Source organism: Marinobacter vulgaris, assembly GCF_003344045.1.
Lineage (GTDB): Bacteria > Pseudomonadota > Gammaproteobacteria > Pseudomonadales > Oleiphilaceae > Marinobacter > Marinobacter vulgaris.
In genome coordinates, this window is record NZ_QFWX01000005.1 from 99,140 (window position 1) to 123,796 (window position 24,657).

Sequence of the window (24,657 nt, forward strand, 5' to 3'; positions counted from 1 at the left end):
TCGTTACTACTCTGGACTAGCGTTCGGAATTCAGAAAAACCGCCTTGGCTTCTGGCCCTGGCGGTTTTTCTGTATCTGTGGCCCGCAAACTGGAAGTTCGTCGCGGCAGGCCTTCAGGCTCGACTTTTATTCTCGAACACCGAACGGCTTAACCAGCACAATAAGTCGAGGCAACAGGGTAAGAGCACCAACCAGCGCCATGAACATGGCAAAGCCGGTGAACAACCCAAAGTAGATGGTCGGGATGAAGTTCGACAGCACCAGGATCGAAAATCCGGTAATGATCGTCAGCGAGGTAAAGAACATTGCCTGCCCGATACTGCGGTGGCAGCGGTGCATGGTGGCGATGTAGTCGCCGTCTTTCTCGAACTCCGTTTTGAACCGGTGGATGTAGTGAATGGTATCGTCTACCGCAATACCCACGGTAATGGCCGCCACCGTAATCGTCATCATGTCCAGCGGGATGCCCAGCCAGCCCATCAGACCCAGCACGGAGCCCGCTGCAATCAGATTTGGCGCCATGCCGATAAGCGCCAGTTTTATCGACCGGAACAGGATCAGGAACATAATCATGATGGCCAGGAAAACCACACCCAGGGTCTTGATCTGGGATTCAAAAAGGCTTTGCAGCATGTTGTTGTACATTACCATCATGCCTGAGAGCTGCACCTGATCGTCCTCGAACCCCATTTCTTCGGTCAGGTGACGGCGGATCTCGTCCAGTAGTTCCTGGCGTCGCAGGTCCTCAGAGGTCTCCAGGACGCGAATGCTGAAGCGGGCCTGGTCGTATTTCTCGTTGATGTAGGGGGTCAACAGAATGTCCTGCAAATCCTCAGGCACCGCCGAAGGTACGAATGCCAGCTCGAGGGCATCCAGGGGCTCGCCGCCATTGACCAGGGCCAGTATATCGAGGGTGGTGCTGATGGATTGCACCTTCCCGGTTGCCGGCAGGCTGTCCAGATAATCGTGGACTTTCCTCAGGCGCTCCATCTTCTGGTAGGTGAACCAGGTGTCCCGGTATTCCTCGGCCTGGTCACAATCCTCCACAAACGGATCGCAGTCGCTGGCGAAAGGATCGCCCCCGCCTTCGCTTTCCGGTGGCCTGTCGTCAGTGATCACCACGTCCAGAGGCGTGGTGCCCCCCAGGCGGTCATCAATGGTGACCATGCCCTGGTGGATTTCAGTGCTGGACTTGAAGTAGTCGATGAAGCTGTTTTCCACCGTCAGGCGGTTGAGGCCGATCGCGCAGAGTACGGCGATGATGGCAGAGCCGACCAGCACCGTTTTTCCATAGTGTTCGGTGAAGCGGGCGAACAGGTCGGTAAATGGCACGCGGTCCGAGCGCACCCGCTCATCCACTGGCGGTGGCAACAGGGTAAGCAGCGCCGGGAAAATCAGGAAGGTGATGAGGAAGGCCACGGCGAGGCCGATGGTCATCATCCAGCCGAAATCGATCACCGGGCGGATGCCACTGAAGGTAAGCGACCCGAAAGCGACAATGGTGGTAATGGCCATGTAGAAACACGGCTTGATCATGGCCAGCAGGGTATTGCGAAGGGTATCTCTGGGCGCGGCATCAGGGTCGTCGTGCTGGAACTCCCGGTAGCGGACGATCAGGTGAATGGTCAGCGACAGGGTCATGATCAGCAGCAGCGATACGAAGTTGGAGGAAATGACCGTCACCGGCCAGCGTGCCCAGCTCAGGTAACCGACCACCAGCCAGACAGTAAAGCTGCAGCACAGCACCGGTACCAGTACCCAGCGCCACTGGCGGAAGATGATCGCCAGGGTCAATAACAGGAACACCAGTACGCCGATCCCGAAAGTGGACAGATCGTTCTCAATGAAACGAATCATGTCCGCAACGATCATCGGCACGCCGCCGAGGTAAATCTCTGCACGGTCCCGATAGCTGTCCAGAATTTCCCTGACCTGGGCGATGGTGCGATCCCGTTCCTCGCCCTGGGCCTCGGTGAATTCGATGAATTTGCGGCTGACGACTTCCAGTTGCTGCTGTTCCTGTTCCGTCGCTTCGCCACTGTCAACCTTGTCCCGCAGGGTATTGCGTTCACGAAGCAGCTCGAAATAGCGTTCAGGGGTGGGCAGGTTGACCTGTATGGCCGTGGTGCGTGCATCTTCGCTGATCAGCAGATTGGGGTACAGGGGGTTATTGAGCAGTGCTTTGCGGGCGGTGTCAGGGTCAACACCGTCTTCGTCGATAGTCTTGATCTCGGAGTCCACGGTATCCAGGGTCAGGTCAGGACTGTGGAGCAGGGGGACGTTGAGAATGCTGTTGGTGGAGTTGACGTTATCCAGCGATGCCAGTTCATCCCGCAGTGAGCGCAGCAGTGCCAGGCCGTCGTCACTGAACAGTTCCTCGTGGGGCGTAAAAGTAACAATCAGGAAGTCGTCGGAGTTGGTAAACCGCCGGTTGACCTCCCGATACTGCTCCAGTGAGCGATCGTCCTCCAGGACAAGAGACTCGGCGGACGCGTCCAGACGGAACTGGTCCAGCCGCAAACTGGCGACTATCAGCACGGCGCCGAACAGCAGCAGTACCAGAACAGGATGGGGGAAAATCAGCCGGTCGTAGAAGGATCGAAGCCAGGACATCGCAAGAATTACCCTACACAGTGAAAACGAGTGCAGAGTGTGCCACAAACTGTCAGTCGACGGTGACCCTGTTGGACGCTTCTTCCAGAGAATCGATCAACTGTTTCAGGCGTTTACTCATATCGGCGCTTTCGGTGAGTTGGGTGACCATGCTGTTGGTGGTATCGCGGATGCTCTGGACATTGGCCAGGACTGAGTCGGTTGAGGCTGTCTGGTCGGCGGATACGTTGGCGATTTCCTGGTTGGTCTGGTCAATGCGGCTGACAACCGAATTGATGGCATCCAGGGACTTGCGGGCCTCTTCTGACTCATCGACACACAGGGAGGCGTCCCCCGAGCTTGCGGTCATCTGCGTGACCGCGTTGTCCATGGCGGTGAGCAGGCGGTCTATGGTGCCCTGAATCTGGTCAGTGGAATCCTGGACCCGCCTGGCCAGATTGCGCACTTCATCCGCCACCACGGCAAATCCCCGGCCCTGCTCACCGGCACGGGCGGCCTCAATCGCGGCATTCAGTGCCAGCAGGTTGGTCTGCTCTGCAATGCCCTTGATTTCGGCAACGGAGTGGCTGATCTCATGGCTGTTTTCAGCCAGCGCCTGCACGCTGTCTGCCGAGGTCTGGATAGCGGTGGCCAGTCGCCGGATGGAGTCGGCACTGCGACCAACCCGTTCGCTGCCGTCAACGGTGGCATTTCGTGCTTCGTGAGACAGGGTTTTGGCGATGCCTGCCTGTTCGGCAATGCCGGTAAAACTCTGCAGCATGGTTTCTATCATCTCGGCGCTGCGATCGGCGCCGGACTGCTGCCGGCCCAGGTCATCCCGGCGGGCCTCTGCGGCCACTGTCAGCTCTTGCACTTCCCGGTGCAGATGATCGATGGCCTGTTTCATGCTTCTTACCACGCCCATGGTGCGATCCTGCATGGCGTTGAAGGCCTGGCCCATCTCGCCGATTTCATCCGTGGAGTCAACATGGGCCCGTTCGCTGAGATTGCCGGAGGCCTGAACGGAGACCATGGTTGTCTTGAGGCGATAGACGTGCCGCTCAATGAAGGAAATCAGCAGTTGCGAGCCGGCCATTTCCAGCATCATCAAAACGGCAACAACCAGCGCGAAGCCACCGGCGGTTTCACTGAAAACCTCTGAAAACGACTGGTCAGTCAGCCCTGCTACCGTGTTCATGGCATAGATCACCAGCAGGCAGAGTACGACAAACACAACAATATTGAGCAGCCAGAACTTGTACTTGAGCCGGGCATTCCTGATCAGTTGCAGCATTGAGGGTCTCAGTCAACGGCTTTTACAGGGATTTGCTGGGCTTTCGATGAAGCAGGAACTTCCGGCACGGCAAGACCGAGGTTGTTTTTTTCAAATACCCGGTCAGCCCGGTAGCTGGAGCGAACCATGGGCCCCGACGGCACTTCCATGAATCCCTTTTCCAGGCCGATTTCGCGGAAGCGGTTGAAGTCCTCCGGAGTAACGTACTTCTCGACTGGCAGGTGGTTCTGGGTCGGGCGCAGATACTGGCCCAGAGTCAGGATATCAACACCGACGGCGAGCAGGTCGTCCATGGTTTCGAGTATCTCTTCCTCAGTTTCACCCAGACCCAGCATCAGGCTGGTTTTGGTCAGCACGTCCGGACGGTATTTCTTGGCGTGGCCCAGAACGCTGAGGGTTTTTTCATAACCGGCGCGCGGATCCCGCACCCGGGTGGTCAGACGCTTGACGGTTTCCACGTTCTGGGCGAAAACGTCCAGTCCTGAGTCCACGACCTTTTCGACGTGTTCCATTACCGCATCGAAATCCGGTGTCAGTGCCTCAACCGCCACGTGTGGGGTGCGCTGTTTGATGGCGGACACACACGCTGCGTAGTGGGCTGCGCCGCCGTCGTCCAGGTCGTCCCGGTCCACCGAGGTGAGGACAATGTAGCGCAGGCCCATGAGCTCGACGGATTTGGCGGTATTTTCCGGCTCTTCGTGGTCCAGCCAGCCTTTGGGGTTGCCGGTGTCGACAGCGCAGAAGCGGCAGGCCCGGGTACACACTGACCCCATGACCATGATGGTAGCGGTACCGTTGGTCCAGCACTCACCGATATTGGGGCAGTGGGATTCCTGGCATACCGTGCTCAGGCGGTGTTCGCTGACGTTTTTGCGCACCGCCTCGTAGCGCTCACCGCCGGGCATCCGGGCCCGGAGCCAGGAAGGTTTGCGCTGGGTACTGGTGTCGATGATGCCCGATCCTGAGCGCTTGATCCCGTCCTTGATGGCGGAAAAACCATGTTCATTGCGGAACTTGGAACCACTGGTGACCCGGGGCTTGGCACTATCGCTCATTACAAACGGACTCTCTGTCTATTGGCTTCTGGGGAGGTACACGAATCTCAGCTTACGTTAAAGAGTAATCCGCACCCGCTGAGGATACAAGGCAGGTACGGATAATCACGGGGATTGCGAGCACGACGCTCGTCGTGCCCGTTGGTCGCTCAGGCCGTTGCCTTGTCCAGGGCCTGACTGATATCGGCAATGATGTCGTCGACATGTTCGATGCCGATGGACAGCCGCACAAGATCCTCGCTGACCCCTGCGCTTTCCAGCTCTTTCGGATTGAGCTGACGGTGCGTGGTTGTGGCCGGGTGGCAGGCCAGAGACTTGGCATCGCCAATGTTCACCAGGCGGTATATCAGTTGCAGGGCATCGATAAACCTGGCGCCGTTCTCGCGACCCCCGGTAATGCCGAAACTGAGAATGCCGGAGGCGCGACCGCCGCAGATCTTGTCACAGGTAGCCTTGTAGGGGCTGTCTGCCAGCGTGGCGTAGTTGACCCACTCAACGGCGGGATGATCCTGAAGGTAATTGGCGACTTTCTCGGCGTTTTCGCAGTGGCGCTCCATGCGCAGCCCGAGGGTTTCCAGGCCCTGCATGATCAGAAACGCGTTGAACGGTGACAGTGCCGCACCGGTATTGCGCAGAGGAACGACGCGGCAGCGGCCAATGAAGGCGGCTTCACCAAGCGCTTCGGTGAAGACCACTCCATGGTAGGACGGGTCCGGCTCATTCAGCATGGGGAACTTGGCCTTGTTGGCGGCCCAGTCGAACTTGCCGGAATCCACCACAACGCCGGCAACCGTCGTGCCGTGGCCACCGATGTACTTGGTGAGGGAGTGAACCACAATGTCGGCACCGTGCTCGAAAGGGCGGCACAGGAAAGGCGTTGCCACGGTGTTGTCGACAATCAGGGGAATGCCATGCTTGTGGGCAATCTCTGCCCAGCGCTGGATGTCCACCACGTTGCCGGCCGGGTTGCCGATGGACTCGCAGAACAGCGCACGGGTGTTGTCATCGATGGCCTTTTCCACGGCATCAAAGTCATCGTGTCTCACCATGCGGCAATCAATGCCCTGGTTCGGCAGTGAGTGGGCAAACAGGTTGTAGGTGCCGCCATAGAGCTGGCCGGTACTGACAATGTTGTTGCCCACCTTGCAGATGGTCTGCAGGGCATAAAGGATCGCGGCCATGCCCGATGCCACCGCCAGAGCGCCCACGCCGCCTTCAAGCTGGGCCATGCGCTCTTCCAGGACGGCGTTGGTGGGGTTCATGATTCGGGTATAGATGTTGCCCTGTACCTTCAGGTCGAACAGATCGGCGCCGTGCTGGGTGTCGTCGAAGGTATAGGAAGTAGTCTGGTAAATGGGCGTGGTGGCGGCATTGGTGGTCGGGTCGCCGTTAAAGCCAGCGTGGAGGGCAAGAGTCTCCGGTTTCATAATAGTGCATCCCTTGTGTTGCCATTGTTGTCGAATTGAGCGTATGTGGATGATTATGCCACAGCTGGTGGTGTGAGCAGAGTGTCATGTTCGTCCGATTGGCTTGTGACTTTGCTGGTTTCGCGCCAGCTTCGGGAAGATATGGCCTGTGCCAGCTTGCAAGAAAAATGCATTAAGACAAACCGGCATGGCGGGTGGCCTGTCATTATGTGGGGAGCGTAGAGAGGAGAGGACGCCGGAATTAAAAAAGGGCCCACGCTTACGCGAGGACCCTTTTGCAATACTGGTAGCAAGGGGCGGAGTCGAACCGCCGACCCCGGCATTATGAGTGCCGTGCTCTAACCAACTGAGCTACCTTGCCATATTCGTTGGGTTGTGCTCCAAACGAGGCGCGTATTTTCTGGATTTTATGCGTTGCTGTCAACCCTTTTCCGGATTTCAGGCTGAGTGGCTGGCGGGATTGTGGGCGGGGATGGCAATCAGGCTGATCAGCCGGTCATTCTCCAGGGAAAACCAGGCGTTGAGCTCGCTGTGGATCGGCCATTCCGGTGACAGGGTCGTCAGCAAGCGCAGCCTGGCGGTGCCGTCCCGATGCCAGGCCAGCAGTTCGGCATGCTCGAAATAGAAACGCTTTTGTACCAGAGGGTAAAGTGCCTTGAAGAGCGTTTCCTTGAGGCAGAACGCCAGGGTAATCAGAAATCCCGGCTGGTGGGTCAGCTCGCAGCCAAACCGCGCCTGTTCCGGTTGAGTCAGGATCTGGCGGGAAAGTGGCAGCGCGCGGTCATCGGGCATGATCATCTCCGCATCAAGGCCAAGCCCCCTGTAATGCTGCTGATGTCCAACCACCGCCGCCGCCCAGCCTCGTGTGTGGGTGATTGACCCCACGCATCCGGTTGGCCATACCGGGGCCCGGTCAGCACCTTGGGCTGGGGTGTCTGGGCGACCTGTGAGGCGGGACAAGCCCTCGCGGGCACAGAATCGTCCTGCCAGGTATTCCGACTGACGCTTGCTGACCGCCCTTTCCACGGAGGGAGGTGGAATAATGTCGCTACAGCGGAAGTCATCGGGGTGGAAGCGGTCCGATTCAAAACCCAGGCTGATCAGATGCAGGCCCGGCAGGGGGTGCGGCCAGGGCCATCGGTCGTCAGGGCTGCTGCAGCAGGCTGGCAGGAGACTCACCGTCAAAACTTCCGGAGCAATCAGACGTTGAAGCGGAAGTGAATGACGTCCCCATCCTGGACGATGTAGTCTTTGCCTTCGAGGCGCCACTTTCCGGCGTCCTTGGCACCGGCTTCGCCGTTGTATTTGACGAAGTCTTCGTAGCTCACCACTTCGGCACGGATAAAGCCGCGCTCGAAATCGGTGTGGATCACGCCTGCCGCCTGGGGCGCAGTGGCGCCGACACGGACGGTCCAGGCCCGGACTTCTTTCACGCCGGCGGTGAAGTAAGTTTGCAGGTCCAGCAGGCGGTATCCGCCACGGATGACGCGGTCAAGTCCCGGTTCGTCCATGCCCATCTCGTCGAGGAAGACGGCTTTTTCATCGTCCTCCAGTTCTGCGATTTCGGCTTCCATCTTGTTGCAGATGGGCACTACAACCGCGTTCTCCGCCTCGGCAATCTCACGTACCTGATCCAGGTAAGGGTTGTTCTCGAAGCCGTCCTCGTCCACGTTGGCGATGTACATGGTCGGCTTGACGGTGAGCAGGCACAGTTCGCGGATCAGTGCCATCTCGTCCCTGTCGAGCCCCATGCTCCGCACGGGCTTGCCTTCGTTCAGTACCGGCAGCAGGCGTTCGAAGATTTCCAGCTGGGCCTTGGCGGTCTTGTCACCGCCCTTGGCAACGCGCTGGACGCGTTTGATGGCTTTTTCCACGGTGTCCATGTCCGCCAGGGCAAGCTCGGTGTTGATTACGTCAATGTCGGAGGCGGGGTCGATCTTGTTGGCCACGTGAATCACGTTGCTGTCGTCAAAACAGCGAACAACATGTGCGATGGCATCGGTCTGGCGGATATTGGCCAGGAACTGGTTGCCCAGGCCTTCGCCTTTGGACGCGCCCGCCACTAGGCCGGCAATGTCCACAAATTCCATGGTGGTGGGCACCACGCGCTCGGGCTTTACCATCTCGGCCAGCTTGTTGAGGCGCGGGTCGGGCATGGCCACTACACCGGCATTGGGCTCGATGGTGCAGAACGGAAAGTTTTCTGCGCCGATACCCGCTTTGGTCAGTGCGTTGAACAGGGTGGATTTGCCGACGTTGGGGAGGCCGACGATGCCGCAGTTAAATCCCATGGAGTGCCTCTGCTGGTGCTGGAAAAATTTGCCGGATTATACCGGTTTGAAGCTGTGCAAGCGATTCATCGCCGCCGGAAGTTTGCCACTGACGGCATCCGGCAACACCCGGATGATTTCGTCGATCACGGCATCGAGCTCTTCGGTTTCCCGCTTGCTCAGTCGCCCGAGTACGTAGCCGGTTACCTGGCGGCTGTCGCCGGGGTGGCCGATACCGATACGCAGTCGCTGGAAATCGTTGGTGCCCAGATGAGCGATGGTGTCCCGCAAGCCGTTGTGGCCGCCGTGGCCGCCGCCTTTCTTGAGCTTGGCAGTGCCGGGGGGCAGGTCGAGCTCGTCGTGGGCAACCAGAATCTGTTCGGGCTGAATCTTGAAAAAGTCCGCCAGGGCCTTGATGGAGAGGCCGCTGCGGTTCATGTAGGTGGAGGGATTCAGAAGGTGCAGGTCAAGGCCCTGCAGCTGAATGCGGGCGTAGAGCCCGTGGTATTTCTTTTCGGGGCGGAGCATCTGGCCCGCTTCGCGGGCCAGAGCTTCGACGAAAAGGGCGCCGGCGTTATGGCGGGTATTCGCATAGTCCGGGCCGGGATTACCCAGCCCCACCACCATGACGATATCCTGTGCCATCTACCGTTGCCCTCGTCAGTGCAGGAGTGGTTACTCCTTGTCTTCGCCTTCTTCACCTGCTCCGCTGTCTTCGCCTTCTTCAGTGTCTTCGGTCTTGGCAGCGCGAGGCTTGTGGATTGCAACTACGGGCAGATCGTGGTCTTCGCCCTGCTGCAGTGCAGCGATACGAACGCCCTTGGTGAGTTTCAGGTCGCTCAGGTGAATGACCTGATCCATTTCCACTGAACTCATGTCAACTTCAATGAACTCTGGCAGATCCTGTGGCAGACAGATGACTTCCACTTCGTTGATCTGGTGGTGAGCAACGCCGCCCTGAAGCTTGATGGCCGGTGCGGAGTCTTCGTTCAGGAAGTGCAGTGGTACGTTAACGTGGATCTCGTGATCCTTGTCAACGCGCAGGAAGTCGGCGTGAGTCAGCAGCGGCTTGTAAGGATGACGCTGCAGATCCTTCAGGATCACGCTTTCTTTCTTGCCTTCCAGCTCAATGGTCAGAACGTGAGAGAAAAAGGCTTCGTTCTCCAGCGCTTTTTTCAGCTCGTTGTGCCAGATGGAAATGGAAACGGCTTCTTTATTACCGCCATAGACGATAGCCGGGATTTTCCGCTCCTCGCGACGCAGGCGGCGGCTCGCACCTCTCCCCTGATCGCCACGAGGAAATGCTTCAATAAGAAATTCCTGAGACATGATTATAACCTCAATTTTCACCCGAACGGCCCGCGACCAGGTCCTGAGCAGGTGATATTTTCGAAATGCCGGAAGCTTTTCCGGCGGACTAAACAGACCGGGAGCCCTGAGGGCCCCCGGTCCGGATTCTTGTCAGTAAATCAGGCAATTAGCTGATCAGGCGTTCTCGAACATCGCGCTGATGGACTCTTCGTTGCTGACGCGACGAATGGATTCCGCGAGCAGCCCAGCCATACTGAGGATGCGGATCTTATCACAATTGTGTGCTTTGTCACCCAGCGGGATGGTGTCACAGACGACCAGCTCGTCGAGTTCGGAGGCGTTGAGATTGTCGACAGCCGGCCCTGACAGAACAGGATGGGTGATATAGGCAACCACTTTCGAGGCGCCGTGTTCTTTCAGGGCATTGGCGGCTTTGCAGAGAGTGCCGGCGGTATCGATGATGTCGTCCACCAGAATGCAGGTCTTGTCTTTCACATCACCAATAATGTGCATGACCTGTGACACATTGGCCTTCGGCCGACGCTTGTCGATGATCGCAAGATCGGCGTCATCCAGGCGCTTGGCCACGGCGCGGGCCCGAACAACACCGCCCACGTCAGGAGATACCACGACAAAGTTTTCAAAACGCTGCTTCTCGATATCTTCGAGCATGACCGGGGTGGCGTAGATGTTGTCCACCGGGATATCGAAGAACCCCTGGATCTGGTCGGCATGCAGGTCCAGTGTCAGAACCCTGTCGACGCCGATGCTGGAAATCATGTCTGCAACCACTTTTGCACTGATGGCAACGCGGGTGGAGCGGACACGGCGATCCTGGCGAGCATAGCCATAATAGGGAATAACCGCAGTAACCCGGGTAGCGGAGGCTCGACGAAGGGCATCGGCCATCACAATAAGTTCCATCAGGTTATCGTTGGTCGGGTTGCAGGTGGGCTGGATGATAAAGACATCATGCCCGCGCACGTTCTCATTGATTTCAACAGTGGTTTCACCGTCGCTGAAGGTTCCAACGGTGGCCTGGCCCATGGGGATGTGGAGTTTCTGGGCGATGGCTTTGGCAAGCTCAGGGTTGGCGTTGCCAGTGAAAATCATCAGTTTGGACACGACGGCATCCTTCTCGGTAACGGCGGTTGATTCAGAAGAAGCGGGAGAAAGGTGGCTGGGGTGGCAGGATTCGAACCTGCGCATGACGGGATCAAAACCCGTTGCCTTACCACTTGGCGACACCCCAGTATCGTGCTTTTTTGGCATCATTTTAGCTCTGTCAGCTTTTCGTGAAGTGGTGAAATGTTCACCCCTTTAGCTACGAACCCCGTGATGCCGGAGGGTTTGCTTTCCCAGATAATCCGGGCTGCGGATTCTGTAGGGAAACGTCCAAATATGCAAGCCCCGGTTCCGGTTAATCTTGCAGGTCCGAATTGTGCAAGCCATTCCAGGCTTTGATGAACCTCAGGATACAGTCTTCGAACTACATCCTCACAGTCGTTTCGGTACCTCGAGGCGTCTCCCTCAAAAGCGGGCGCTATTTTGATTCCGGGGGTATCCCTTGTCAACCCTTGGTGGGAAAAAATCTCCTTGGTACTTATATCGCACGGTGGTTTTATAACCACAAACCAGTCTTCCGGGGGGTTGGCGCTGGTCAGTCGTTCACCAACGCCTTCACCCCATGCCGAGTGGCCGCGAACGAACACCGGCACATCGGCACCCAGCGCCAAACCAAGTTCCGCCAGTTCGTCGAGAGACCGGTCGAGTCCCCACAGCCGGTTCAGCCCGAGCAGGGTGGTGGCGGCATTGGAGCTACCGCCGCCCAACCCGCCTCCCATAGGCAGTTTTTTGTCGATGGCGATGCTCATACCGGCAACTGCGGTGCTGGCCGTGCCAGCCAGTTGTCGCGCTGCGCGGATGACGAGATTTTCGTCGTCGGGCACCCCGGGCACGGATTGCTCAAGCACAATGCGGTTGTCGGTGCGGGGGGTGAGGGTGATTGTGTCGCCATAATCCAGGAACTGAAACAGGGTTTGCAGTTCATGGTAGCCATCAGGCCGGCGACCAAGGATATGCAGGAACAGATTCAGCTTTGCCGGGGAGGGCAGTGCAAGACTGGTCACTGGCTGTCTCCGTCAGTCTTACGCCAGCTGGTAACCACCACTCTCACCCGTTTTTCACCCTTGACAGCAGTGATTCTGGCAGGCAAGGGTGGGTAAGCGTCGATAAATTCTTCCCAGCGGTCGTAGCGGATTTCCCATCCCAGCTGGCGGATAACGGCCAGCCGCTCCTGATCATCAAAGAATAACCGGAAATCACCTTCAGGGCCGGGCAGGCCGCGAATCCACCAGGCCAGGCTGTCGATCGGCAGCTGCCAGCCGGTGGCGGCGCTGACCAGTGCTTCCGGGTCGCCGGACTGATATCGCTCGCCGTCAGGTAGTGTAAGTTCGATAAAGCCGGGAACACCCTCAAGGGTGGTGCGGCCCATGCCCAGAAACGACGAGGACAGGGCGAGTTTGTAGATTTGCCGGTCCTGTTTCCAGTAGTTGATCACGGCAGTGCCGCTGTCCGAGGGTTGGCGGACAGCGAGTTTGCCCGTCAGCTCCCAGTGCCGGAACTGGTCCCGTCGAGCGCTGGTTGCGCTCCAGTCCGCTGGCGGCTGTTCCGTCAGGCCCTCAGGCAGCGGATCAATCTGCAGTGAGGTGCAGCCGCCGAGAAGCAGGGCGACGAGAGTCAGGGCGACAGCGGTAAATCTCACAGGGGCTGCTCCCCGGAGAGCCTCTCGACAGTTTCTATCAGTATCGGATGGTCCGGGTCCTGCTCGAAGCCTTCTTCCCAGATGATGCGGGCCTGCTCCTGTTCACCGGTTTTCCAGAGCACTTCGCCCAAATGGGCGGCGACCTCGGGGTCGGCATAGGCTTCCCAGGCCCGGGAGAGGTAGTCAAGGGCCTCTTCGTTTTGACCCTGCTTGTAGAGTACCCAGCCCATACTGTCGAGGATGGCGGGATTTTCGGGGTCGATTGCCAGTGCCCGTTCAATGTAGTCCCTGGCTTCCGCATAGCGATCCGAGCGGGTAGTGATGATGTAGCCCAGGGCGTTCAGCGCAACTGCGTTCTGAGGCTGCTGGTCAATGATCCGTCTCAGGTCATCCTCCGCCTGCTCCGGCTCGCCCTGGGAGTCGAGCAGCATGGCGCGAGCGTAGCGGATTCGGATATTGTCCGGGTAGTCCGCCAGGGCTTCGTTGGCGGCCGTAAGTGCCCGCTCGTTCTCCTCACGGTCCAGTAGCAAATTGATTTCCAGCAGGTGGAAGTTCTCCTCCTGCTCCGGATTGTTGTCTCTCAGTTCCCGTATCGCAGCCAGCGCCTCGTCAAGATCACCCTGTTCCGCCATCAGTTCGCTGGCCCGTGCCAGGGCGGGGAAGTAGTAATTACCCTTTTCCACGTTGTTGTAGAAGCCGATGGCCCGCTCGGTGTTGTCCCTTTCGTCAGCGATTCTGCCCAGATAATAGTGGGCTTCATCGGCATGGTGGCCCTGTTCGGTCAGTCGCGTCAGCTCTTCTTCCGCCAGCGCTGTCTGGTCGTTTTCAAGTGCTACCAGTGCGTGGGAAAGGCGCAGGCCGGGCACGTCGGGAAAACGCCTGACCAGCCTGCTGAATTCGTCCTGGGCGGCCTGGAGTTCGCCTTCGCCGATCAGCATGCGGCCGTAGAGCGTGCCCATCTGGCGGTTGTCGGGGAAGCGCCGGGTGTGGCGCAGGAGGTGGTCCAGTGCCTGGCGTTTCTCGCCCACCTCATAGAGAAGGTCGCCCTTGAGCACCAGGGCGGGCTGGAAGTCAGGTTCGTCGTCCAGCAGGGGTGCCAGCTTGTCCAGAGCCTGCTGGGGTTCGCCACTAACTTTCAGGAGCAGGGCGATACTGTACTGGAGTTCAGGATTACCGGGGTGCCGCTCCTCCATCTGCCGGTAGAGCTGCAGCAGCTCCTGCTGCTGTCCGGGCGGCAGGCTTCCCGCCATGGCCGCCAGGCTGTCAAAGTCTGCATCGCCACCCAGGTCCATAATGCGTTCCATGTGGCCGAGGGCGGTTTCAAGATGGTTGTTCTTCACCGCCTGGATAGCCGCAATGCGGTGCGCCTGCATATTGTCCGGGTCCACATCCAGCCATAACTCGGCCAGTTTGCGCTGGGCATTGTCGGCATTGAGGGACTGGGCGATGCGCATGGTTCTCTCGATCACGGCCTTGTCCCGGGACTGCTGGGCCGCTTTCATGTAATTAACAAGCGTGACGTCAAAACGTCCCCTCTGGGCAGCTATCTCGCCGGAGAGGAGCAGGTAGAGTTCTTCGGGTTCAAAATCGGCGTAGCGAATTTCCTGTTCCTGGTCCTTTTTCGCCGATGGGTTGGAGTTGTCCGTACGTTCCGGGGAGGTATCGGGCTGCTGTTCCTGATCACCCTGGAGAGAAGCGCAGCCGGACAGGGAAAGCCCAAACAGGCAGGTAACAAGCAGTAATGCGGACTTTTGCATGCAACATCCCATGATCTGTGTACAGTGCACCTGATCGGCCGCAAGCGACTCTGGCGGCAATCTCAGGTGTGGCGTGATAGACGAGGTTCTATGATGGCACAAGCGCCTGATATTGCCCAACCTGTCAGCAGTTCCCGATATCACGGTGGTTTTGGGTGGCGACAGAAGCCCCTGACCGTTAAAATACCGGTGATACTCCGTGTTCACGTCTTCAGGCATAAGGCAGTCTAACTCCGATATGGCACTGGTCACCCTCGGCATTAACCACCGTACCGCTCCGGTCGAGTTGCGTGAGCGCGTTGCGTTCACTCCCGAGCGTATGGCCGAGGCCTTCGCCGAACTGCGCGCCACCTCCGGGGCCAGCGAGGCTGCCATACTGTCGACCTGCAACCGCACCGAGCTTTACCTTGCCGGAGACGACGATTGTGCGCCGGCGGTGTTGCGCTGGCTGGCTGGGTTTCATGACATGGAGGCCGCTGACCTGGAAGAAGTGCTCTATATTCATCGGGATTCGGACGCGGTGCGCCATATCATGCGGGTAGCCGCCGGCCTTGATTCCATGGTTCTTGGCGAGCCACAGATCCTGGGGCAGCTCAAGGACGCCTATGCTCTGGCACGCGAGAATAACGCCAGCGGAGCTTTCCTTTCGCGCCTGTTCGAGCAGACATTCTCCGTAGCCAAACGGGTGCGCACCCAGACAGCCATTGGTGAGAATCCGGTGTCGGTGGCTTACGCCGCTGTCAGCATGGCCCATCATATTTTTGCCGATATGTCTCACAACAAGGCTCTGCTGATTGGAGCCGGCAAGACCATTGAACTGGTCTCGCGTCACCTGGCCGATGCCGGTGTAAAGGATTTTCTGGTGGCGAATCGTACCCTTGAGCGTGCCCAGGCACTGGCAGAGTCCCGGGGCGGGAAAGGTATTCTGCTTTCGGAGATTCCCGAGTACCTGGCGGATGTGGATATCATCATTTCCTCCACGGCCAGCCCCCTGCCGATTCTGGGTAAGGGCGCTGTTGAGCGGGCACTGAAAAAGCGCAAGCATCGCCCCTATTTCATGGTGGATATCGCTGTTCCCAGGGATATTGAGCCGGAAGTAAGCTCCCTTGCCGATGTCTACCTCTACACCGTCGATGATTTGCGACAGGTCATCGAGGAGAACGTGCGTTCCCGTGAAGGGGCGGCCCGGGAGGCGGAAAATCTGGTAACTGACGGGGTGCAGCAGTTCCTCAGCCAGCTGCGGGCACTGGATGCGGTGTCTACCCTCAAGCAGTTCCGTCAGCGGGCAGAGACGCTGCGGGACGCGGAAACCGAAAAAGCGATCCGCGCGCTGCGCAACGGTGCCGACCCGGAGACCGTTCTGCGGGGCATGGCACGGGGGCTGACCAACAAACTGCTCCACGAACCCTCCATTCAGGTTCGCAAGGCGACCACCGAAGGCAGAACGGAGGTCACCCAATGGCTCAGGGAGCTGCATCAGCTTGATGCGCTGGATGCCGACGCGCCTATCATTCCGGAAAAACTATGAAGTCATCGATTCAGTCCCGCCTCGAGCAGCTTGCTGATCGCTTTGAGGAAGTCAGCGCGTTGCTGAGCGATCAGGCCACCATCGCCAACCAGGATAAATTCCGCGAGCTTTCGCGGGAATTCGCCGAAATCGAGCCCATTGTTCACTGCTTCCAGGCCTGGCAGAAGTCACGGGAGGATATGAGGGAAGCGGCGGAGCTGGCACGGGATGGTGATGCGGATATGCGTGCCATGGCGGAAGAAGAACTGCATCTTGCGGAGCAGAAGGCCGAGGAACTGGACGAAGAGCTCCAGCGCCTGATGCTGCCCAAAGACCCCAACGACGGCAAGAACGTGTTTTTGGAAATCCGCGCCGGTACCGGTGGCGATGAGGCTGCCATTTTTGCCGGCGACCTGTTCAAGATGTACATGCGCTACGCCGAACGCCGGCGCTGGCAGGTGGAAGTGATCAATGAAAGCGAGGGTGAGCACGGCGGCTACAAGGAGATCATCGCCCGTATTGCCGGCAGTGCTGTTTACGGTGTACTGAAATTCGAATCCGGCGCCCACCGGGTGCAGCGGGTACCGGAAACTGAGTCCCAGGGACGTATTCACACGTCGGCCTGTACCGTGGCGGTGATGCCGGAAGCCGACGAAACCGAAGCCGTCGAGATCAACAAGTCCGACCTGCGAGTGGATACTTTCCGTGCTTCCGGTGCCGGCGGCCAGCACGTCAACAAGACCGATTCCGCGATTCGCATCACCCACATTCCTACCGGCATTGTGGTGGAGTGCCAGGAAGAGCGCTCCCAGCACAAGAACCGCGCCAAGGCCATGAGTTTTCTGGCATCCCGTCTCCAGAACGAGGAAATCGAGCGTCAGCAGAAAACCATGGCGGCCACTCGCAAGAGCCTGGTGGGTAGTGGTGATCGCTCGGAACGCATTCGTACCTACAACTTCCCCCAGGGGCGGGTGACCGACCACCGCATCAACCTGACCCTGTACAAGCTGGATGAGGTGATCTCCGGAGACCTGGATGCAGTCATCGGGCCCCTGCAGCAGGAACACCAGGCCGACCTACTGGCTTCACTGGCCGATGAGTGATGGGTTTCTGACCTGCGAGGCGCTGCTGAAAGAAGCCGTTGAGACCATCGGCGGTGACTCTCCGCGCCTGGACGCCGAACTGTTGCTGGCCCGGGTTACCCGCTGGTCGCGAACGGTGTTCCGGGCCTGGCCCGAGCGGGAAGTGGATATTGAGGCGGCAGCCCGCTTTCGTGTCCTGGTTGAGCAGCGCAGCGCCGGGCAGCCGATAGCGTATCTGCTGGGCGAACAGGAGTTCTGGTCGCTGCCGCTGCTGGTAAACCCGTCCACGCTCATTCCCCGGCCCGATACCGAATGCCTGGTAGAGGCCGTCCTGATGCTGGAGTTGCCGCAAAATGCCAGCGTGCTTGACCTGGGTACGGGCACTGGCGCCATTGCCCTGGCCCTGGCCAGTGAACGGCCCGGTTGGAGGGTTTCTGCCTGTGATGCCGTTCCTGAAGCCGTAGCGCTGGCAACCGAAAATGCCGCGCGTCTTGGCTTGCCGGTGACGGTGCGGCAAAGCGACTGGTTTGCCGACTTGCCGGTCGCTTTTTTTGATCTGATTATTTCCAACCCCCCGTACATTGCAGGCAATGACGTCCATCTGGGCCAGGGCGATGTGCGGTTTGAACCGGAATCTGCACTGGTGGCAGGTGACGATGGCCTGGATGACATCCGGCGGATCACGGCCGAAGCCCAACGCTGGCTCACTGCGGGTGGCTGGCTGATACTGGAGCATGGCTACGGGCAGGGCGAGGCAGTGCGGCAGCTTTTCATCGGTGCCGGATTCACGGGCGTTGAAACCGGTCAGGATTACGGCCGCCGCGATCGCTTTACCCTTGGGAGAAAACATCATGCTGAACGATGAAGAGCTGCTGCGCTACAGCCGCCAGATACTGATGCCCCGGTTCGACATTGCCGGACAGACCAAACTCAAATCCGCGAGGGTCCTGGTGGTGGGTGCGGGCGGCCTGGGTTGCCCGGTAGCTCTCTATCTTGGCGCCGCCGGTGTTGGTCATCTTACTCTGGCTGATGACGACACTGTGGAAGTGGCCAACCTGCAGCGCCAGATCGCGTTCGAACAGTTTGACCTCGGCGAATCCAAGGCCGAGCGTCTGGCAGATCGTGTGCGGCGGATTAACCCGGAAGTCTCCGTAACCGCATTGACGGAGCGGCTTGAGGGAGACGAACTGCAGCGCGAGGTGAAGTCGGCCAGCCTGGTGGTGGATTGCACTGACAACTTCAACACCCGCTTTGCCCTCAATCGAGCCTGTGTTGCCGCGCGCTTGCCCCTGGTGTCGGGTGCCGCCATTCGCGGCGAGGGGCAGCTGGCGGTTTATGACGTTCGGGATGCGGCAAGCCCCTGCTATCACTGTCTTTATTCCGAGCAGGGAAACGAAGACCTCAGCTGTTCCGAAGCCGGCGTGATTGGACCTCTGGTGGGCATGATCGGAGCCTCCCAGGCGATGGAAGCCATCAAGGTAATTACCGGTATTGGCAAGTCACTGACCGGCCGATTACTGATCCTTGATGCCTGGGAAATGGAATGGCGGGAAATGAAACTGGCAAGAGACCCAGGTTGTCCTGTCTGTAGCAGTAGAGAGTCAGCATAAGGCAGGGCGGGCAGGCCCTTCCAAAACCGTGCGGAGCCAAGGATGGCGGAGCCGAGCGTACAGGGATGTATTCACAGCGTGTTTTGGAAGGGCCTGCCCGCCCTGCCGTTACCGCCTAGTTCTTCAGCGCCTGAAACTTTGCTATTGCCTCCTTTCTGCTTTCTTTGAGATCCACGATAGGTCGCGGATACCCTCCGGGAATAACACCGCCCGACCAGGGCTGGTGAATCCGTTTGTTATCCAGCTTTGCTAGCTCAGGGACGTATTCGCGGATAAACTCGCCGTCCGGGTCAAACCGTTGGCTCTGGGTGGCGGGATTGAACACCCTAAAATAAGGCGCGGAATCGGTGCCGGTGGAAGCGCTCCACTGCCAGCCGCCGTTGTTGGAAGCCAGAAAGCCGTCTACCAATTTCGACATGAAATAGGCTTCACCGAGTCGCCAGTCGATAAACAGGTTTTTGGTGAGAAACATGGCCGTGATCATCCGCAGCCGGTTATGCATCCAGCCAGTCCGGTTTAACTGACGCATGGCGGCATCCACAATGGGGACGCCGGTATTGCCGGTTTTCCAGGCTTCAAAATTTTCTCCGGGAGTATTCCACTGAAGGGCCTCGGTCTCCGGTTTGAAGGCCCGGCGCATGCTTATCCTCGGGTAATGATAGAGAATATTGATGTAGAAGTCCCGCCAGGCGATTTCGTTGGTCCAGGTGGCCAGGCCTTCCTGGTTGCCGCCCATACCCTGGTGCTGGCGGGCGGCGATCAGGCATTGTCTGCCCGACAGTACACCGTTGGCGAGATAGGGTGAGAGCAGGCTGGTGCCGTCCACTGAGGGTAGGTCGCGAAGATTCTTGTAGTCACCGGCGCGGTTCTCCAGGAATTCCTGCAGCTGGTGATGGGCCGCGTCTTCACCGGTCTTCACCAGACGGGGTGGCGGGGTATCGAATCCTTCGGGGGGCTCGTCATAGCTGGCGGCTTTGACGACATCTCCGACCGGTTCGGGAATGGGGTACAGGGTTGGCGCAGCCGCATCTATCCAGCTGCGCCAGCGGCGTGAGAAGGGAGTGAACACGGAATAGGGCTCGCCCTGCTGGGTCAGAATGCTGCCAACAGGTGCCACGGTCTGGTCCCGGTATTTGTTTACGGCGACGTTCATGGCGTCTAGGGCCTGTTTCAGGGTTTTGTCCCTGCGCCTTTCGTTAACTCCGTATTCCTCGTTGAAGTGGATATCCCGGATACTCTCGCTCCGGCAAAAATCCTTCAGTTTTTCAACGCTGTCCGAGAAAGTGGTTGCGGTAATAAACGACAGCGGAATGCCCAGTCTGGACAGTTCCTGCGAGAGTGCATTGGCGTGGTCCAGAACAAACCGGACACGGGCGGGTGACCAGTCGTGCTCGCGCCATTGCTCTGGGGTGACGACGAAGCAGGCTCGGACCGGTTGCCGGTGTTTGCAGGCAGCGGTGAGCGCCGCGTTATCGGCCACGCGTAAGTCGTTTCGGAACCAGACGAGCTGAGTCATTGTGTTTCCTATGCCCGGTGACGGTTTGATGGCGGCGGATGGATATTCGCTGGAACATGCTGATTGGATTATAGTTAATCTCAAAAAACATGGACAAAGAACCGGAAACCGCAACCAAAAATGGAGAACCGGATGCCGACCAGAACGGATGAAACCGCCAATGCCGGCCGTGTGCCGAATACCGACGGAAAGCTCGCCCTGGGGTGGCGTGAATGGGTTGCCTTGCCAGAGTTTGATATTTCCCGGATCAAGGCGAAAGTGGATACCGGCGCACGCACCTCGTGCCTTCACACTTTTCGTACAGAGCCCTACACTGACAGCGGCGAGCGCCGGGTCCGATTCTGGGTGCATCCTATCCAGAATGATCTGCATCATGTGGTGGAGTGCGATGCGCTGGTGTTGGATGAGCGTAACGTGTCGGATTCCGGCGGGCACAAGGAACTTCGGCTGGTGATCGAAACCCGCCTTGTGCTCGGGGATACCGAATGGCCGATTGAAATGACCTTGACCAACCGTGACTCCATGCGTTTTCGTATGCTGCTTGGTCGAACGGCAATGGCCCGGCGCGCCATTGTACTTCCTGAATGCTCCTATCTTGCCGGCGAACCGGCCCTAAGGACGAAAAAATGAAAATTGCGATTCTGTCGCGTAACCGTCATCTCTACTCGACACGTCGTCTGGTGGAAGAGGGCGTTAACCGGGGTCACGAAGTGAAGGTGATTGATTGCCTGCACTGCTCCATGAATATTACCTCCGCTGACCCGAGGATCCACTACCATGAAGAAGTTCTGGAAGACTTTGATGTGGTGATCCCCCGGATCGGTGCCTCGGTGACCTTCTACGGCACGGCCGTGTTGCGGCAGTTTGAAATGATGGGCGTTTTCCCGGTGAATGAGTCTGTTGCCATTACACGCTCCCGTGACAAGCTGCGCTCACTGCAGCTGCTGGCTCGGAAAGGCGTGGGCATGCCGGTTACGGGCTTTGCCAACAAACCGGATAACGTGCCGGAACTGCTGAAAATGGTGGGCGGTGCACCGGTAGTGATCAAGTTGCTGCAGGGTACCCAGGGCATTGGTGTGGTGCTGGCGGAAACCCGCAAGGCGGCGGAAAGCGTGATTGAGGCCTTCATGGGCCTGAAAGCGGACATCCTGGTGCAGGAGTTCATCAAGGAAGCTGGTGGCGCCGATATTCGCTGTTTCGTCATCGGTGACAAGGTGATTGCCGCCATGAAACGCCAGGGCGGAGAGGGAGAATTCCGTTCCAACCTGCACCGTGGAGGCACTGCCTCGCTGATCCGCATCACGCCGGAAGAGCGTCGTACCGCGATTACCGCAGCCAAGTCCATGGGATTGAACGTAGCCGGTGTGGATCTGCTGCGTTCCAGCCGCGGGCCGCTGGTGATGGAAGTAAACTCTTCACCGGGCCTGGAAGGCATTGAGAATGCCACTGGCAAGAACGTGGCTGGCATGATCATGAACTGGACCGAGAAAAATCAGCAGCCCTGGAAAACCCGCACCAAGGGGAGGGGCTGAGATGGCCGCCCGGGCACCTTTTGTCATGGCCGGCAACGAAATCAGGCCCGGCACCCGGCAGACGGTGGAAATACCGGTGGCCAAGCTGTACACCCATACGCCGCTGCACGTTCCTGTGGAAGTGGTTCATGGTCGTCGCGGTGGCCCGGTACTGATGGTGTGTGGCGCGATTCACGGGGATGAAATCAACGGCGTTGAGATCGTGCGCCGGGTGCTGACCAATTCCGCCCTGCGACACCTGCGGGGCACGCTGGTGGCAGTGCCTATCGTCAATATTTTCGGCTTTGTGCAGCGGACCCGCTACCTGCCGGATCGCCGCGACCTGAACCGGTGTTTCCCCGGCACCGAGAGCGGCTCTCTGGGCGGTCGCATCGCTTACCTGCTGCGTACCCAGATCATGGAACATGTCACCCATATCATCGATTTGCACACCGGGGCCATTCACCGTTTCAACCTGCCCCAGATTCGCGCGGAACTGAAGAACCCGGAAACCATTCGCATGGCAGAGGCGTTTGGTGCCCCCATCATCATCAATGCCAGTCTGCGGGAGGGCAGCCTCAGGGCTTACGCCGATTCTCAGGATATTCCGGTGGTCACTTTTGAAGGTGGTGAGGCACTGCGGTTTGACGATGTGGTGATTTCCAGTGGCGTGAAGGGTGTGATCCGGGTAATGCGGGAACTGGAAATGATTCCCGCCAAGAAGGGACCCAAGGCGCCCAGAAAGCGCTCTGAAACCGCCGCCAACTCACAGTGGGTGCGGACTGACACCGACGGCATCATGCGGCCGGTGGCAAGCCTGGGCCAGAAGGTGCGTAAGGGCCAGAAACTCGCTATGGTGGCAGACCCGTTTGGCGAGTCTGAAACCGCCGTGCTTTCTCCCTGTTCCGGCATAGTCATCTGTGTCAACAACCTGCCGCTGGTTAACGAGGGCGAGGCGATCTATCACATTGCCCGCTTCGATGAACTCAGCGAGGCGGAAAAGGCCATGGACTATTTCCGCAGCAGCTACGAGGGGGATGTGGGCGACGATATGATTCCGGTTCACCCCTGGGACGACCGGCAGAGGTAACCGGGAGGCGAGTTATGATCTGGGAACAGACTTTTATAGAACTGGCGCCCCTGCGCAGGGGGTTTCACTTGGTGACCAACGAAATCCTGGCCCAGGCGCCGGCGTTGCAGAATTGCCAGGTAGGGTTGTTGCATCTGTTCATTCAGCATACATCGGCCTCCCTGGCCATCAACGAAAATGCTGACCCGGACGTGCGCGGTGATCTGGAACGGCATTTCAACGTGATGGTGCCTGAGAACGCACCCCACTACGAGCACACCCTGGAAGGTCCGGATGATATGCCTGCCCACATCAAGAGCGTTCTGGTAGGCCCTTCGCTGACCATTCCGGTAAGGAACGGCCACCTGGCGCTGGGAACCTGGCAGGGCCTCTATCTGTGCGAGCACCGGGACGGTGCCGGCGGCCGAAAAATCGTGGCGACGCTACAGGGGCGATGGTAGGCCCCTGTGACGTGTTATTTGCGGAGCCCGGGAGTCAGAGGTTGGCCTCGGCGTACTCAGCCAGTACCGACCTTGGCACGCCCTGCAAGTGAATGTGCCCGCCGTGACGGAAGCTCTTGAAGCGTTCGGTCATGTAGGTCAGGCCCGAGCTCAGGGCGCTGAGATAGGGGGTATCGATCTGCGCCAGATTACCCAGGCAGATCACCTTGGAGCCGTTGCCGGCGCGGGTGATGATGGTCTTGATCTGGTGCGGCGTCAGGTTCTGGGATTCGTCGATGATGATCAGGCTGTGCTGGAAGCTGCGGCCGCGAATGTAGTTCATGGACTTGAAGTGCAGGGGTACCTTGCTGAGTATGTAGTCCACGCTGGCGGTCATGTTCTCGTCATCCTCGTGGAGGGCTTCCAGGTTGTCCACGATGGCGCCCAGCCAGGGTTCCATTTTCTCGGCTTCGGTGCCCGGCAGGAAGCCGATATCCTCATCCAGTCCCTGGGTGCTCCGCGTGGCAATAATGCGCTTGTAGATCTTGCTGGCAACGGTCATTTCGATGCAGGCGGCCAGGGCCAGGATGGTTTTGCCGGATCCGGCGGAGCCGGTCAGATTCACCAGGTGGATGTCCGGATCCAGCAGCAGATTGAGCGCAATGGCCTGATAGATATCCCTTGGCACCAGGCCCCAGACTTCCTCGTTCATCAGATCGTGCTGATGAAGGTCACGAATGACAATCTGTTGCTCGCTGACCTCTGACACCTTGCCGACAAAACCCTGCTGATCAATCACGAACTCATTGATGGTCAGTTTGGCCAGGTCACCCTCCCGGCGCAGTATGTGTTCGGTGATACCCTCGCGCTGGATGGTTTCCACTTTTTCGATGGTGTCCCAGAAGGAATTGGGGAACTCCTTGTAACCCTTGGGCAGCAGGTCGATGTCGTCCAGCAGCATGTCGTTGTGGTAGTCCTGGGCTTCCACACCGAAGCCACGGGCCTTCAACCGCATGTTGATGTCTTTGCTGACAAGGATGATGTCGCGGGACTTGTGTCGTGCCTGCAGGGCCGCGAGGGTGTTGATAATCTTGTTGTCGTTGAGGTGCTCCGGCAGGCCGTGGTTGCCCTGATACTCTGTGCTCATCAGTATCGACAGTGTGCCCAGCGGCTGTGCCTTTTTGCCGCGCACGATGGCAACGCCCTTCTCGATCTCTCCCGGGCTGGCATCGCCTAACAGCTTGTCGATGTTGCGGATTGCCTGGCGGCAGTCGGCGGCGACCGCCTGCTTGCCGGATTTGAGGCTGTCGAGTTCTTCGAGGACGGTCATCGGAATGATGACATCGTGTTCTTCAAAGTTCAGGAGGGCATTCGGGTCGTGGATAAGGACATTGGTATCGAGGACGTACATCTTTCTGCGAGCCTGCGGTGCTCTTGGCATAGGGTGTGATA

At 58.7% G+C, this 24,657-nt stretch carries 22 protein-coding genes and 2 tRNA genes; 8 read left to right on the forward strand and 16 right to left on the reverse strand.

Annotated features, from left to right (window positions below):
* Nucleotides 1–126: 126 nt before the first annotated feature.
* From DIT71_RS11825 to DIT71_RS11890, 14 genes are all read right to left on the reverse strand, one after another.
* Nucleotides 127–2,613 (reverse strand): efflux RND transporter permease subunit, encoded by a 2,487-nt coding sequence (locus DIT71_RS11825; RefSeq protein ID WP_114613434.1) that lies wholly within the window; start codon nucleotides 2,611–2,613, stop codon nucleotides 127–129.
* 52 nt (nucleotides 2,614–2,665) lie between these two features.
* Entirely contained in the window at nucleotides 2,666–3,886 is a 1,221-nt protein-coding gene (locus tag DIT71_RS11830) for a methyl-accepting chemotaxis protein (protein ID WP_114613435.1), read from the reverse strand.
* Nucleotides 3,887–3,894: 8 nt separating this feature from the next.
* The gene (lipA, locus tag DIT71_RS11835) at nucleotides 3,895–4,941 is read right to left on the reverse strand and encodes a lipoyl synthase (RefSeq protein ID WP_114613436.1); all 1,047 of its coding nucleotides are present in this window, start codon (nucleotides 4,939–4,941) and stop codon (nucleotides 3,895–3,897) included.
* 149 nt (nucleotides 4,942–5,090) lie between these two features.
* Nucleotides 5,091–6,368, reverse strand: coding sequence for an O-acetylhomoserine aminocarboxypropyltransferase/cysteine synthase family protein (locus tag DIT71_RS11840; protein ID WP_114613437.1), 1,278 nt, complete (start codon nucleotides 6,366–6,368; stop codon nucleotides 5,091–5,093).
* 284 nt (nucleotides 6,369–6,652) lie between these two features.
* Nucleotides 6,653–6,729: transfer RNA gene (locus DIT71_RS11845), tRNA-Met, on the reverse strand.
* Between the two features lie 77 nt (nucleotides 6,730–6,806).
* Nucleotides 6,807–7,547: a 4'-phosphopantetheinyl transferase family protein gene (locus DIT71_RS11850; RefSeq protein ID WP_114613438.1), complete on the reverse strand. Its 741-nt coding sequence runs from the start codon at nucleotides 7,545–7,547 to the stop codon at nucleotides 6,807–6,809.
* Between the two features lie 20 nt (nucleotides 7,548–7,567).
* Nucleotides 7,568–8,659 (reverse strand): redox-regulated ATPase YchF, encoded by a 1,092-nt coding sequence (gene ychF, locus DIT71_RS11855; RefSeq protein WP_114613439.1) that lies wholly within the window; start codon nucleotides 8,657–8,659, stop codon nucleotides 7,568–7,570.
* A 36-nt stretch (nucleotides 8,660–8,695) separates the two neighbouring features.
* Complete coding sequence (gene pth / locus DIT71_RS11860; RefSeq protein WP_114613440.1) at nucleotides 8,696–9,283, reverse strand: aminoacyl-tRNA hydrolase; 588 nt, start codon at nucleotides 9,281–9,283, stop codon at nucleotides 8,696–8,698.
* A 30-nt stretch (nucleotides 9,284–9,313) separates the two neighbouring features.
* On the reverse strand, nucleotides 9,314–9,967 hold the full coding sequence (locus DIT71_RS11865) for a 50S ribosomal protein L25/general stress protein Ctc (RefSeq protein ID WP_114613705.1): 654 nt from the start codon (nucleotides 9,965–9,967) through the stop codon (nucleotides 9,314–9,316).
* A gap of 156 nt (nucleotides 9,968–10,123) precedes the next feature.
* The gene (locus DIT71_RS11870) at nucleotides 10,124–11,074 is read right to left on the reverse strand and encodes a ribose-phosphate diphosphokinase (protein ID WP_114613706.1); all 951 of its coding nucleotides are present in this window, start codon (nucleotides 11,072–11,074) and stop codon (nucleotides 10,124–10,126) included.
* Between the two features lie 52 nt (nucleotides 11,075–11,126).
* Nucleotides 11,127–11,201: transfer RNA gene (locus tag DIT71_RS11875), tRNA-Gln, on the reverse strand.
* Nucleotides 11,202–11,220: 19 nt separating this feature from the next.
* Nucleotides 11,221–12,078, reverse strand: a complete 858-nt coding sequence (gene ispE / locus DIT71_RS11880; protein WP_114613441.1) for a 4-(cytidine 5'-diphospho)-2-C-methyl-D-erythritol kinase — start codon at nucleotides 12,076–12,078, stop codon at nucleotides 11,221–11,223.
* Nucleotides 12,075–12,713 (reverse strand): lipoprotein insertase outer membrane protein LolB, encoded by a 639-nt coding sequence (gene lolB / locus DIT71_RS11885; RefSeq protein WP_114613442.1) that lies wholly within the window; start codon nucleotides 12,711–12,713, stop codon nucleotides 12,075–12,077. The genes ispE and lolB overlap by 4 nt, the downstream gene beginning before the upstream one ends.
* Nucleotides 12,710–14,470, reverse strand: a complete 1,761-nt coding sequence (locus DIT71_RS11890; protein ID WP_114613443.1) for a tetratricopeptide repeat protein — start codon at nucleotides 14,468–14,470, stop codon at nucleotides 12,710–12,712. The genes lolB and DIT71_RS11890 overlap by 4 nt, the downstream gene beginning before the upstream one ends.
* Nucleotides 14,471–14,708: 238 nt before the next feature.
* Here DIT71_RS11890 and hemA point away from each other — a divergent pair, with 238 nt between their 5' ends.
* Genes hemA through DIT71_RS11910 form a run of 4 tightly spaced genes read left to right on the forward strand, consistent with a single transcriptional unit; the run spans nucleotide 14,709 to nucleotide 18,669 of the window.
* Complete coding sequence (hemA, locus tag DIT71_RS11895) at nucleotides 14,709–15,998, forward strand: glutamyl-tRNA reductase (RefSeq protein WP_114613444.1); 1,290 nt, start codon at nucleotides 14,709–14,711, stop codon at nucleotides 15,996–15,998.
* Nucleotides 15,995–17,080: a peptide chain release factor 1 gene (gene prfA / locus DIT71_RS11900; protein ID WP_114613445.1), complete on the forward strand. Its 1,086-nt coding sequence runs from the start codon at nucleotides 15,995–15,997 to the stop codon at nucleotides 17,078–17,080. The genes hemA and prfA overlap by 4 nt, the downstream gene beginning before the upstream one ends.
* On the forward strand, nucleotides 17,073–17,924 hold the full coding sequence (prmC, locus tag DIT71_RS11905) for a peptide chain release factor N(5)-glutamine methyltransferase (protein ID WP_114613446.1): 852 nt from the start codon (nucleotides 17,073–17,075) through the stop codon (nucleotides 17,922–17,924). Before prfA ends, prmC begins: the two co-directional genes overlap by 8 nt.
* Entirely contained in the window at nucleotides 17,911–18,669 is a 759-nt protein-coding gene (locus tag DIT71_RS11910) for a HesA/MoeB/ThiF family protein (protein WP_114613447.1), read from the forward strand. The genes prmC and DIT71_RS11910 overlap by 14 nt, the downstream gene beginning before the upstream one ends.
* A gap of 115 nt (nucleotides 18,670–18,784) precedes the next feature.
* Here DIT71_RS11910 and phrB read toward each other — a convergent pair whose 3' ends face one another.
* Nucleotides 18,785–20,185, reverse strand: a complete 1,401-nt coding sequence (phrB, locus tag DIT71_RS11915; RefSeq protein WP_114613448.1) for a deoxyribodipyrimidine photo-lyase — start codon at nucleotides 20,183–20,185, stop codon at nucleotides 18,785–18,787.
* Between the two features lie 132 nt (nucleotides 20,186–20,317).
* Between phrB and DIT71_RS11920 the strand changes: the two genes are divergently transcribed.
* The 4 genes from DIT71_RS11920 to DIT71_RS11935 are packed head-to-tail and all read left to right on the forward strand — an operon-like array spanning nucleotide 20,318 to nucleotide 23,226.
* Nucleotides 20,318–20,815 (forward strand): ATP-dependent zinc protease family protein, encoded by a 498-nt coding sequence (locus DIT71_RS11920; protein ID WP_114613707.1) that lies wholly within the window; start codon nucleotides 20,318–20,320, stop codon nucleotides 20,813–20,815.
* Complete coding sequence (gene rimK, locus DIT71_RS11925) at nucleotides 20,812–21,717, forward strand: 30S ribosomal protein S6--L-glutamate ligase (protein WP_114613449.1); 906 nt, start codon at nucleotides 20,812–20,814, stop codon at nucleotides 21,715–21,717. Before DIT71_RS11920 ends, rimK begins: the two co-directional genes overlap by 4 nt.
* Nucleotide 21,718: 1 nt before the next feature.
* Nucleotides 21,719–22,786 carry a succinylglutamate desuccinylase/aspartoacylase family protein gene (locus DIT71_RS11930; RefSeq protein WP_114613450.1) on the forward strand — a complete coding sequence of 356 codons (1,068 nt, stop codon included), beginning with the start codon at nucleotides 21,719–21,721 and terminating at the stop codon, nucleotides 22,784–22,786.
* 14 nt (nucleotides 22,787–22,800) lie between these two features.
* On the forward strand, nucleotides 22,801–23,226 hold the full coding sequence (locus tag DIT71_RS11935; RefSeq protein ID WP_114613451.1) for a secondary thiamine-phosphate synthase enzyme YjbQ: 426 nt from the start codon (nucleotides 22,801–22,803) through the stop codon (nucleotides 23,224–23,226).
* 34 nt (nucleotides 23,227–23,260) lie between these two features.
* On the opposite strand, the gene DIT71_RS11940 is transcribed toward DIT71_RS11935, so the two are convergent.
* Nucleotides 23,261–24,646: a PhoH family protein gene (locus DIT71_RS11940; RefSeq protein ID WP_208727692.1), complete on the reverse strand. Its 1,386-nt coding sequence runs from the start codon at nucleotides 24,644–24,646 to the stop codon at nucleotides 23,261–23,263.
* Nucleotides 24,647–24,657 lie beyond the last annotated feature (11 nt).

Coding starts and splice junctions, on each gene's coding strand:
- DIT71_RS11825 (WP_114613434.1), bottom strand. CDS start 2,613: ATGTCCTGGCTTCGATCCTTCTACGACCGGCTGATTTTCCCCCATCCT.
- DIT71_RS11830 (WP_114613435.1), bottom strand. CDS start 3,886: ATGCTGCAACTGATCAGGAATGCCCGGCTCAAGTACAAGTTCTGGCTG.
- lipA (WP_114613436.1), bottom strand. CDS start 4,941: ATGAGCGATAGTGCCAAGCCCCGGGTCACCAGTGGTTCCAAGTTCCGC.
- DIT71_RS11840 (WP_114613437.1), bottom strand. CDS start 6,368: ATGAAACCGGAGACTCTTGCCCTCCACGCTGGCTTTAACGGCGACCCG.
- ychF (WP_114613439.1), bottom strand. CDS start 8,659: ATGGGATTTAACTGCGGCATCGTCGGCCTCCCCAACGTCGGCAAATCC.
- pth (WP_114613440.1), bottom strand. CDS start 9,283: ATGGCACAGGATATCGTCATGGTGGTGGGGCTGGGTAATCCCGGCCCG.
- DIT71_RS11865 (WP_114613705.1), bottom strand. CDS start 9,967: ATGTCTCAGGAATTTCTTATTGAAGCATTTCCTCGTGGCGATCAGGGG.
- DIT71_RS11890 (WP_114613443.1), bottom strand. CDS start 14,470: ATGCAAAAGTCCGCATTACTGCTTGTTACCTGCCTGTTTGGGCTTTCC.
- hemA (WP_114613444.1), top strand. CDS start 14,709: ATGGCACTGGTCACCCTCGGCATTAACCACCGTACCGCTCCGGTCGAG.
- prfA (WP_114613445.1), top strand. CDS start 15,995: ATGAAGTCATCGATTCAGTCCCGCCTCGAGCAGCTTGCTGATCGCTTT.
- prmC (WP_114613446.1), top strand. CDS start 17,073: ATGAGTGATGGGTTTCTGACCTGCGAGGCGCTGCTGAAAGAAGCCGTT.
- DIT71_RS11910 (WP_114613447.1), top strand. CDS start 17,911: ATGCTGAACGATGAAGAGCTGCTGCGCTACAGCCGCCAGATACTGATG.
- phrB (WP_114613448.1), bottom strand. CDS start 20,185: ATGACTCAGCTCGTCTGGTTCCGAAACGACTTACGCGTGGCCGATAAC.
- DIT71_RS11920 (WP_114613707.1), top strand. CDS start 20,318: ATGCCGACCAGAACGGATGAAACCGCCAATGCCGGCCGTGTGCCGAAT.
- rimK (WP_114613449.1), top strand. CDS start 20,812: ATGAAAATTGCGATTCTGTCGCGTAACCGTCATCTCTACTCGACACGT.
- DIT71_RS11930 (WP_114613450.1), top strand. CDS start 21,719: ATGGCCGCCCGGGCACCTTTTGTCATGGCCGGCAACGAAATCAGGCCC.
- DIT71_RS11935 (WP_114613451.1), top strand. CDS start 22,801: ATGATCTGGGAACAGACTTTTATAGAACTGGCGCCCCTGCGCAGGGGG.
- DIT71_RS11940 (WP_208727692.1), bottom strand. CDS start 24,646: ATGCCAAGAGCACCGCAGGCTCGCAGAAAGATGTACGTCCTCGATACC.